General features: G+C 59.1%; 8 protein-coding genes. 6 read left to right on the top strand and 2 right to left on the bottom strand.

Translation table 11 applies throughout. The features are described 5' to 3' along the window. Nucleotides 1-372: 372 nt before the first annotated feature. A complete protein-coding gene (locus tag I5L79_RS14680; RefSeq protein ID WP_149071504.1) occupies nt 373-732 on the bottom strand; it encodes a MerR family transcriptional regulator in 360 nt (119 codons plus the stop codon). A gap of 285 nt (nt 733-1,017) precedes the next feature. On the opposite strand from I5L79_RS14680, the gene alaS reads away from it, so the two are divergent. The 6 genes from alaS to I5L79_RS14650 all read left to right on the top strand — a co-directional run bounded on the left by alaS (nt 1,018) and on the right by I5L79_RS14650 (nt 9,190). After that, nucleotides 1,018-3,702, top strand: a complete 2,685-nt coding sequence (gene alaS, locus I5L79_RS14675) for an alanine--tRNA ligase (RefSeq protein ID WP_196955808.1) — start codon at nt 1,018-1,020, stop codon at nt 3,700-3,702. A gap of 117 nt (nt 3,703-3,819) precedes the next feature. Then, nucleotides 3,820-4,584, top strand: coding sequence for an energy transducer TonB (locus tag I5L79_RS14670; protein ID WP_196955807.1), 765 nt, complete (start codon nt 3,820-3,822; stop codon nt 4,582-4,584). A 23-nt stretch (nt 4,585-4,607) separates the two neighbouring features. Continuing rightward, nucleotides 4,608-5,576 (top strand): LIC11966 family surface protein, encoded by a 969-nt coding sequence (locus tag I5L79_RS14665; protein ID WP_196955806.1) that lies wholly within the window; start codon nt 4,608-4,610, stop codon nt 5,574-5,576. A 162-nt stretch (nt 5,577-5,738) separates the two neighbouring features. Next, nucleotides 5,739-7,196 carry an Asp-tRNA(Asn)/Glu-tRNA(Gln) amidotransferase subunit GatB gene (gatB, locus tag I5L79_RS14660; RefSeq protein ID WP_196955805.1) on the top strand — a complete coding sequence of 486 codons (1,458 nt, stop codon included), beginning with the start codon at nt 5,739-5,741 and terminating at the stop codon, nt 7,194-7,196. A gap of 158 nt (nt 7,197-7,354) precedes the next feature. Continuing rightward, the gene (locus tag I5L79_RS14655; RefSeq protein WP_231403114.1) at nt 7,355-7,834 is read left to right on the top strand and encodes a TlpA family protein disulfide reductase; all 480 of its coding nucleotides are present in this window, start codon (nt 7,355-7,357) and stop codon (nt 7,832-7,834) included. 201 nt (nt 7,835-8,035) lie between these two features. After that, the gene (locus I5L79_RS14650; protein WP_231403113.1) at nt 8,036-9,190 is read left to right on the top strand and encodes a TlpA disulfide reductase family protein; all 1,155 of its coding nucleotides are present in this window, start codon (nt 8,036-8,038) and stop codon (nt 9,188-9,190) included. An 80-nt stretch (nt 9,191-9,270) separates the two neighbouring features. On the opposite strand, the gene I5L79_RS14645 is transcribed toward I5L79_RS14650, so the two are convergent. Continuing rightward, the gene (locus I5L79_RS14645) at nt 9,271-10,158 is read right to left on the bottom strand and encodes a hypothetical protein (RefSeq protein ID WP_196955803.1); all 888 of its coding nucleotides are present in this window, start codon (nt 10,156-10,158) and stop codon (nt 9,271-9,273) included. Between the last annotated feature and the right edge of the window lie 215 nt (nt 10,159-10,373).

Genomic DNA, 10,373 nt, shown 5'->3' with positions numbered 1-10,373 from the left:
TTGGATGCGCATTTTCTGGCCTTCGTTCATATTGCCGCAACTATACTCTGGTTGCGCGACTGTTAACACTTCCTAGTCACTAAGGTATATCAGTCATTATACCAATACCATCCTGGGTTCTGCTGGATTTTCAGCACAAATTCGTGACCAGGCAACTGAGTGCCACAATCATTGTTGACTATGTAATCTGGCGAATAAGCAATAAAAAGCAGAACCCGCTTAATGAACTCTATGCCTCTATAGGCTAGACTATATACATGAGGCGGTGCAGAGAAATACTGGTTGATTAGTATCATCTCCTCATCTTCTAACTCTTGTTGCTTATCACCATAGATAAGTCACCGCGGCTAGCGTACAATATCACTGCTTGCATCAGCCCTGCGCTTTGCCAATGGCGTCCAGTTCCTTTTTCATCGTTACCATGAACTTGCGCACCCGCTCCAGGCTCTGAATCACGTCGATTTTCTCCTTGAGCTGCGGGCCTTTCTGCTTAAGCATGTCGCGGGCGCCGGGAATGGTGTAGCCGCGCTCCTTCACCAGGTGGTAAATGGTGCGAAACGTATCGATATCCTGGGGCGTGTAGAGGCGGTTGCCTTTCTTGCTTTTGCGCGGGCGCAGCTCCTCAAACTCCGTTTCCCAGAAGCGAATCAGCGAAGGCGCCACGTTGAACTGCGCGGCCACCTCGCCGATGGTGAAGTACTGCTTTTCGATTTCGCGGTCTTTGTAGGGCATGGAAGGAGCAGGAGAAGTAAAATTCGTTGTCATGCTGAGCGTAGTCGAAGCATCTCTATCTCTGACTAATTTTCAATGAGGGAACGATGCAGTAGAGATGCTTCGGCTACGCTCAGCATGACCGGCAAAAAGGCAATGGGCAGCTGTGGTTTCGCTTTCCGGGTTAGTCGGCTACCTTTGCCGGAAGCGCCTTTCCGCCGGAAAGGCGAAAAGTAGCCAAAATACCGGCTGCAGCCAATTCCATCGAACCTCCCAACCCGCCAAGCGCCGCTTCGCGTTTCTGCCATGTCACTGCCCACCGCCAGCCACGTCCGCCAGCAATTCCTGGATTTCTTTGCTTCCAAAGGTCACCACATCGTGCCCTCGGCGCCCATCGTGGTCAAGGACGACCCCACGCTGCTGTTCATCAACTCGGGCATGGCCCCGTTCAAGGATTACTTCCTGGGCAACAAGCCCGCACCCTTCAAGCGCATTGCCGACACCCAGAAATGCCTGCGCGTGTCGGGCAAGCACAACGACCTGGAAGAGGTAGGCTACGACACCTACCACCACACCATGTTCGAGATGCTCGGCAACTGGTCGTTTGGGGATTATTTCAAGAAAGACGCCATTGCTTGGGCCTGGGAATTGCTCACCGAAGTGTACAAGCTGCCCAAGGAGCGGCTGTACGTCACCTACTTCGAGGGTGACCAGGGCGACGGTCTCGGCCCCGACACCGAGACCCAGGAGTTGTGGCGCCAGTACACCACCGACGACCGGATTTTGCCCGGCAACAAGAAGGATAACTTCTGGGAAATGGGTGACACCGGCCCGTGCGGCCCCTGCACCGAAATCCACATTGACCTGCGCGACGAGGCGGAAATTGCCCAGAAAGGTGGGGCCGAGCTGGTGAATGCCGACCACCCGCAGGTAGTAGAAATCTGGAACAACGTGTTCATGGAGTTTGAGCGTCGTGCCGATAAGTCCTTGCTAAAACTTCCTCAGCAGAACGTAGATACGGGCATGGGCTTCGAGCGTTTGATGATGGCTGTGTCGGGCGTGAAGTCCAACTACGACACCGACGTATTCCAGCCGCTGATTCAGTTCATTGCCACCGAGGCCGGTATCCAGTACCACGGCACGGCCCCGGCCACCGTGAACGACCAGCCAGCCACCGAAAACGAGAAGACCGACATTGCCATCCGCGTCATTGCCGACCACATCCGCACCATCTCCTTCACCATTGCCGACGGCCAGTTGCCCAGCAACGTGAAGGCGGGCTACGTGATTCGGCGCATTTTGCGCCGGGCCGTGCGCTACGCGTTTTCGAGCCTGGGCCAGAAGCAGCCGTTCTTGTACAAAATCGTGCCGGTGCTGGCCGAGCAGATGCGCAATATCTTCCCCGAGCTGAAGGCCCAGCAGCAGTTTGTACAGCGCGTGATAGAGGAAGAAGAAATTGCCTTCCTCAAAACCCTAGAAAATGGCCTGCGCCGCCTCGATGCCTTGGAGGACGCCGCCAAAGCTAACGGCAACCGCATCGACGGCAAAACGGCCTTCGAGTTGTCGGATACCTTCGGCTTCCCCCTGGACCTCACCGCCCTCATTGCCCGCGAAAAGGGCCTGACGGTGGACGAGGAAGGCTTCAAGAAAGAGCTGGAGCAGCAGAAAAACCGTTCCCGCAACGCCCAGGAAGCCGAGCAGAGCGACTGGGTAATCGTGCACGACTCGGAGGAGCAGCCGGCTTTCGTGGGCTACGACCAGGAGCAGGCCCCCGCCCGCATTCTGCGCTACCGCCGCACCGACCGCAAAGGCAAAACGGAGTACCAGGTGGTGCTCGACCAAACCCCGTTCTACGCCGAGTCGGGCGGGCAGATTGGCGACACGGGCTACTTGGAGTCGGCGCTGAGCAAGGTGCGCGTGCTGGACACCAGGAAGGAAAACGACCTCATCGTGCACACCGTGCTGGAGCTGCCCCAGGACCTGGAAGGCGAGTTCACGGCCCGCTTTGATGCCGCCCGTCGCGACCAGATCCGCCGCAACCACACCGCCACACACTTGCTGCAAGCGGCCCTGCGCGAGGTGGTAGGCACGCACGTAGCGCAGAAAGGCTCGTTGGTGAACGAGAAGCTGCTGCGCTTCGACTTCTCTCACTTCACCAAAGTCACCGACGACCAGCTGCGGCAGGTGGAAACCATTGTCAACCAGCGCATCCGCCAGCAGATTCCGCTGGATGAGCGCCGCAACGTACCCATCGACGAAGCCAAGAGCCTGGGCGCTACGGCCCTATTCGGGGAGAAGTACGGGGAGTTCGTGCGCGTCATCACCTTCGACCGCAGCTTCTCGGTGGAGCTCTGCGGTGGTACCCACGTGCGCACCACCGGCGACATTGGCTTCTTCAAAATCACCTCGGAAAGCGCCGTGGGCGCGGGCGTACGCCGTATTGAGGCCGTAACGGCCGAGGCCGCCGAAGCATTTGTAAACCAGCAGCTGGACTTGCTGGCCCAGGTGCGCGAGGCCCTGGGTTATCCCCAGCACCTTATTTCCAGCATCGAGAAACAAACCGAGGAAATTGCCGGCCTGCGCAAGCAGATCGACCAGTTTGCTCAGCAGAGCATCAACCAGCAGAAAGACCAGCTAGCCGGCCAGGTGAAGGCGCTGAACGGCGTGAGCTTCCTGGCCGCTCAGGTGCAGGCGTCCTCCGCCGATTCGCTCAAAACCCTGGCCTTCAACCTGCGCCAGGCCGTGCCGAACCTGGTAGCCGTGCTCGGCGCCGAAATCGACGGCAAGCCCCAACTGGCCGTGATGCTGGACGACGAGCTGGCCAAAGGCGGTAAGCTCAACGCCTCGACGCTGGTGCGCGAGTTGGCCAAGGAAATCCAGGGCGGGGGCGGCGGACAGCCGTTTTTCGCCACGGCCGGCGGCAAGAACGTGGCCGGCCTAGGCGCAGCCATCAGCAAGGCTGAGGCGCTGGTAACCGGGCTGCTGGGGTAGTTGCTAATCAAAAGCTAGTTTAATAGCTTTGACTATTCGGCTACTAACCATTTATGGGCGTTGTAAGGCGGTGTGTCTTGCAGCGCCCATTTTCATGTCCATTATTACGATTGGATAATGTCCTTCTCTGGTGTTGTTAAGCATTGTGCTTGGATAGTTAGTATAGCTTTTTCTTTGCTAGGTACTTATTCTGCGGCTGGGCAATCTATTAATGGATTCTTCAAAACTGAATTAGGTGAGAATAATAGCGTAGGTTTTCACCCTTGGCAAGCTGCTCGTACTGATACGACACGACTAGCAAAGGGGGCAGCTGTAATTACCCGCTACTATGCTTCGGGGAAAAAGCAGGAAGAAATTCCCTATAGCAACCTGCGGAAAGGTATGTTACATGGTACCTACCGCCGCTGGTTCGAATCGGGACAGATATACACCGAGGAAGGATTCGTGGCAGGAAAACGCCAGGGAAAGGTCTTAGTGTATTCTGCCAATGGGGTTTTGCGCCGTCAGGAAGAATTTAAATTGGGGAAGCGCATGGTTTCCCAGTGTTTTGATGCGGCTGGCAAGTCCACATCTTGGATTCCTTTCATGCAATTGCCAGAGTACCCGGGCGGAATAAATGCGTTGCTGGAAGCTATTCGTTCAGCTACAGTGTATCCTGCTAACTCGCTCCGTGACGGAGAGCAAGGCAAATCAATGGTCAGTTTCACAATTAGCTCCCGTGGACAGGTAGTCAATGCGCGCGTTGTGAAAAGTGTGAGTCCGACCTTGGATGCAGAAGCTTTACGGGTGGTAAAAATGCTACATGGTTGGGCCCCTGGCAAGCTGGATGGAAAACCGGCTAGCGCGGATTTTACAGTGCCGGTGACCTTTCAAATTCAATAAACTTTCACATTTTATAGCATTCTATGCGCCTTTCTACCCTTTTTACTGCCGCCTTCCTTTTGCTGGCTGGCACCACGGCCACGGCCCAAACAAAGTTCACGGAGCCCGTGGAGTACAACAACTTCATTGTGGCCGAGCAGCAGGTGATGATGCAGAAGTGCCTGCGCTACATCAGCAAATCGGCGCACAGCGAAAACGAGAAGAAGATTGCGGCCCGCCTGCAGGACGTCATTACCCAGAATAAACTTTCCCTGGCCAAGATTTCGCACCTGCCGGCCTTTAAAGGCAACACCGACTTCCGCGACAAAGCCAAGGCCTCGTTTCAGCAGATGCTGAGCGTGTACTCGCTCGACTACAAAAAGGTGAATGCCCTGGCCGCCGGCCGCACCCAGAGCCTGGAGGCCATGCAGCAGTACTTCGATACCATGGAGCAGGCCGAGGCCAAGCTCGAAGCCGCCGGCGACAGTGTGGAGGCGGCCCAGCAACGCTTTGCCAAGCAGTTCGGCCTGACCATGCAGGAAACGCCCGCCAGCCGGAAGATGGGGGAGACGATGCGGCAGATTTCCGAGGTCAGCGCCTACCACCACAAAGTGTACCTGACCACGTTCCGCCTGGAAAAGGTGAATGCGGCTTTCTCCGCCGCCCTCAACAAGCAGGATGCTGTAGCCTTCGAAACGGCGCGCACCCAACTGGAAGCCGCCGCCGAAACCTCGGCCGCCGAGTTGGCCGCCCTGCCCGCGTTCCGGGGCAAGCAGAACCAGTACCGCGACGCAGCCAAGAACCTGGCAAACTTTTACGTAGTGGAGTGCGGCAACGACTTTCGCAAGCTGCAGGAGCTGCTGGTGCGCAAAGACCAGCTTACCCGCGCCGACGTGGAGGACTACAACCGCTACATCAAAACCCTGAACGTCCAGGGGCAGAAGTTCAACGAGGCCTACAACAAAGCCAGCACCGCCTTCCTGGATTCTAATGTGCCGGTGTTCAACGACTGAGGTAACGCATAGGAAAGCCTGAAAAGAAAGCGGGCGGCGGGAAAACTTTCCTGCTGCCCGCTTTCGTGCTCCTAGCGGCCGAGTCCTTAACTTGCACCCATAATCAGCCCCCGCCGCAGCTGCTGCGGAAATCAAAGTTCGGCGCAAGCCAACCTGTGCTACATGGACGAAGCTATTAAAGCCAAATACCAGCCCGTCATCGGCCTGGAAGTACACGCCCAGCTGCTCACGCGCAGCAAAATGTACTCTTCGGATGAAAACGAGTACGGCGCCCTGCCCAACAACAACCTGAGCGTGATTACGCTGGGCCACCCCGGCACGCTGCCCCGCGTGAACTATACGGCCGTGGAGTACGCCATGAAAATGGGCCTGGCCACCAACTGCCACATCCGCCGCGACAACCTGTTTGCGCGCAAAAACTACTTCTATCCCGACCTGCCGAAGGGCTACCAGATAACCCAGGACAAGACGCCCATCTGCTACGAGGGCCACGTGGATATTCGCCTCGCCGACGGCTCAGAGCGCCGCATTGGCGTCACGCGCATTCACATGGAGGAAGACGCGGGCAAATCCATGCACCTGGCCGGCGAGGTAGAAACCCTGGTAGATCTGAACCGGGCCGGCGTGCCGCTCATCGAAATCGTGAGTGAGCCGGACATTCGCACCTCCGAGGAAGCCTACGCCTACCTGGCCGAAATCAAGAAGCTGGTGGAGTACCTCGAAATCTGCGACGGCAACATGGAGGAAGGCTCCCTGCGCTGCGACGCCAACGTGTCGGTGATGCTGAAAGGCGCCGCGCAGTATGGCACCAAGGTGGAGGTGAAGAATATGAACTCCTTCCGCAACGTGCAGCGCGCCATCGAGTACGAAATTGAGCGGCAGATTGCCTTGCTCGAAGCCGGCGAGGAAATCATCAGCGAAACCCGCGGCTTTGACGCGCAAACCGGCACTACCAGCGGCCAGCGTAGCAAGGAAACCATGAACGACTACCGGTACTTCCCGGAGCCCGACCTTCCCCCGGTCATCATCGACGATGCCTGGCTGCACCGCATCCAGAGCGAGCTGCCCGCCCTGCCCCAGCAGCTCTACGCCCGCTTCACCGGCGAGCTGGGCCTGTCCGACTACGACGCCACCGTGCTGACGGCCGATAAGGACATAGCCCTGTACTTCGACGAGTTGACGCGCCTGACTTCCAACGCCAAAGCCGCCGCCAACTGGGTAACGGGCCCCGTGAAAGCCTACCTGAACGAGCGCGCCCTTACCTTGGAGCAGTTTCCGCTGCGCCCCCAGCACCTGGCCGACATCATCGGGCTGATCGACGACAACAAGGTGGGCCACTCAGTAGCCAGCAAGCAGCTGTTTCCGTTCCTGCTCGACAACCCCACGCACACCGCCGCCGCCGCCGCCGAGGCCCAGGGCCTGTTGCAGCAGTCGGATGCCGGGGCCCTGGAAGCCATGATTCAGCAGGTGCTGGACGCCAACCCGGCTAAGGTGGCCGAGTACCGGGCCGGCAAAAAGAGCCTCACCGGCATGTTCATGGGCGAATTGATGAAGCTCACCGGCGGCAAAGCCGACCCCAAGCTCGCCAACCAGCTCCTGCGCCAGAAGCTCGACGCCTAATCAAGAGAGAGGCTATCTGCCTGGCGTCTTCTCGTTGATTAGTTCATCTGCTACGCCCACCTACTGCTCTGCAGTGGGTGGGCGTTTGCAATTTACCGTGGAGCTTCCGAATATTGAGCATGCCATTTCGCGCACCAGTTCTTCTCTTCTGCAGTCTGTTGCTGACTACTGGTGGCTGCCAGCGGGCCACGGCCCCCGCCAACCACGAAACGATGGACAGCGCGGTAGCGCCCACCGATTTGCAGCTGCCTACGCCTGAAGGTCAGCCGCTGAAGCTCAGTAGCCTGCGTGGCAAGTACGTACTGGTTGATTTCTGGGCCAGCTGGTGCGGGCCCTGCCGGGCCGAAAGCCCCAACCTGCGCAAAATCTACGGGCAGTTTCACTCGCGGGGGCTGGAAATCTACAGCGTGTCATTGGATGTGAACCGCGACAAGTGGCTGCGGGCCGTGGCCGCCGACCAGCTTAGCTGGCCCCAGGTGTCGGACCTGAAAGGGTGGGAGAGCAGCGGGGCCCGTGCCTACGGCGTCACGGCCCTGCCCTTCAACCTGCTGCTGGACCCCGAAGGCCGGATTCTGGCCACCGACCTGCACGGCCGCGCCCTGGGTCAGAAGATTTCGGAATACATTCCGCTGGACTGAGGGCGGTAAATTGCCCGACCTGTTTTGCCTTCTTCTACGTCTGCGGCGCTTTGCCAGCTGCAACTCTGCACCGGATTTGCGGGTTATGCTAAGCAATTACGGCCGGTACTGGCTCCGCTATTCCCCAGGAATAGGCAACTTGCGCCCGGTTTCCTCGTCTGCTACTTCCCCGGCGCCTTATTTGGCCGGTTTGCTTTTTGAATGATGCGTAAAATGAAGAGTCTGCTTTACCTGGGCGCCGTGCTGGGCATGGCCAATGCCTGCAACAAATCTAGCGTGCCCACCACCGACGGCGGGGCCGCAGCCACCGGCTTTCAGATCAACGGCCAGCTGACCAACGCCGCGGCCGGCAGCCAGGTGTTTTTGGCCGAGCTGGGTGAAACCCAGTTTGTGTCGCGCGACACGGCTACCGTCAACGACAAGGGCGAATTCTCCTTTAAAGGCACCGTGCCCGAGGCCGGCCTCTACCAGGTGAAGGTGAACGACCAGAACCAGGTGCTCTTGGCCCTCGACAACAACACCAAGCTCACCCTAAGCGGCGACGCTGCCCGCCTCTCGGAAGGCTACACCGTGAAAGGCTCCCCCGACTCGGAGATGCTACAGCAGCTGGGCACGGTGATGGGCCGCAGCCGCGTGCAGGCCCAGGCCCTGGAGCAGCGCTACAACCAGGCCGCCCAAACCGGCCGCGCCGATTCTATGCAGGCCGTGGAGGCCCAGTACATGGCGGCCCAGGCGCGCAGCAACGCGGCCATTAAGGCGCTGGTGCGCCGCAACCCCAAATCGGTGGCCTCGGCTTTTGTGGTGAGCAACCTGCTGAACCCCGACGAGGAGTTCGTGTTTGCCGACTCCATGGCCAACCAGTTCAAGGCTTCCCTGCCCGACTCGCGCTACACGAAGGCCTTGGTGGCCCGCCTCGACCCGCTGCGCTCTACCGCCAAAGGTCAGACGGCCCCCGAAATCAAGCTTCTGGCCCCCGACGGCAAGGAAGTAGCCCTGAGCAGCCTGCGCGGCAAGTACGTGCTCATCGATTTCTGGGCCTCCTGGTGCGGCCCCTGCCGCAAGGAAAATCCCAACGTAGTGCGCGCCTACCAGAAGTTCAAGAGCAAGGGCCAGGGCTTCGAAATCTACAGCGTGAGCTTCGACCAGAGCCGCGACAAGTGGCTGAAGGCCATCAAGGACGACCAGCTGACCTGGACCCACGTTTCGGACCTGAAAGGCTGGGAGTCGGCTGCCGGCCAGACCTACGGCGTGAAGTCCATTCCGCTTTCCATCCTGATTGACCCACAGGGAAAAATCATTGCCAAGAACCTGCGTGGCGCCCAGTTGGAAAACACGCTGGCCTCGGTGCTGAAGTAAGAAAACAAGTAATAAAAAAGGCCAGTTGCGCGAGCAGCTGGCTTTTTTTATTGGAGCAAGGGCTGCGAAGCCATGTTGTTCTACCCCAGAAACATCCGCTGGATAGCCTGCCAGAGCTGCTTTTTGCGGCCAACGTCGTATTCGAGCATGTCGATTTCGCCGGCGCCGAGGAAGGCTGTGTCGCCGTAGAGCAGCACCGGTTCGTAGGGCTGGGTGGTGTACACGGCCACGTCGAGCAGGTTTTTGCCGAAGGCCAGGAACTGCCGCGCGTGCAGGTGCTGACGCAGGCTGCACAGCGCCACCGGAAACTTCTCGTGCTCCACGTTCACCAGCACCACGTCCTCCATCACCAGGCGGATGGCCTTGAGCAGGTTGTTGAGAAACACGTTGCGAGGCAGCTTGCGGAACTGGTCGGGCGACATGCGCACCAGTATGACCAGGCCCCGGGCATTGCTGCCCAGCGTGGCAAACGGCACGTGCGCCACCGGCGACTGAGTAGGCGTGGGCTGAATGCGCCCGGCCTGGGCTGCCGGGGCAGGTGCAGCCGCGGGCAGCTCGGCCAGCGTAAGGTTGGTAGGTTGATAAGCCGCTGCCTCTACAGGAGCCGGCGCGGCAGGCGGCGGAGTGGCAGGCTGTGGGGGCGTTGGCGCAGAAACCGGCGGCAGCGTTGGCCCAACTGTCGGGCTGGCTGCTTTGAGGCTGCCCAGCGAAGGGAGTTTGGATGCCGCTGCCTGCGGCGGTGCCAGGGCCGGCGCGGCAGTCGGTAAAATCACCGATGTTGCTTCGGCTGCCCGAGGAGCCGCGGAAACAACTGGCGCGGCTGCTGGCGCCTCAACAATGGGAGTAGCAGACGGCACTGCGGACGCTTCAGCCGCAGCTGGCGCGGGCGTACTGGGTTCGGCCACTACGTACAGCGGGGTGTTGGCGTAGAAGCTCTGGAAAAACGAAAGCGTAGCGGCGGTATCCATATGCAGTACAAAGGCTGACCGGAAGATAGCAAATAGGAAGCTTGCTGGACTATGGGTGCTGGTGGGCAGGCTGCCAGGAAGCTGTTTGAATTAATTCTGCGGCCGCCCGCTGGGTGTAGAGACGCATAGTTGCGTCTCTCTGGCCGCGTCGTCAGGGCGAACGTCCTTCAACGACGCGACGCTACAATGCGTCTCTACACCTTTCTGATAATTGC

Origin of the sequence: Hymenobacter guriensis (genome assembly GCF_015773195.1) — a bacterium.
Lineage (GTDB): Bacteria > Bacteroidota > Bacteroidia > Cytophagales > Hymenobacteraceae > Hymenobacter > Hymenobacter guriensis.
The sequence above is the reverse complement of the archived record's forward strand: the minus strand, read 5'-3'. Positions and strand labels throughout refer to the sequence as shown.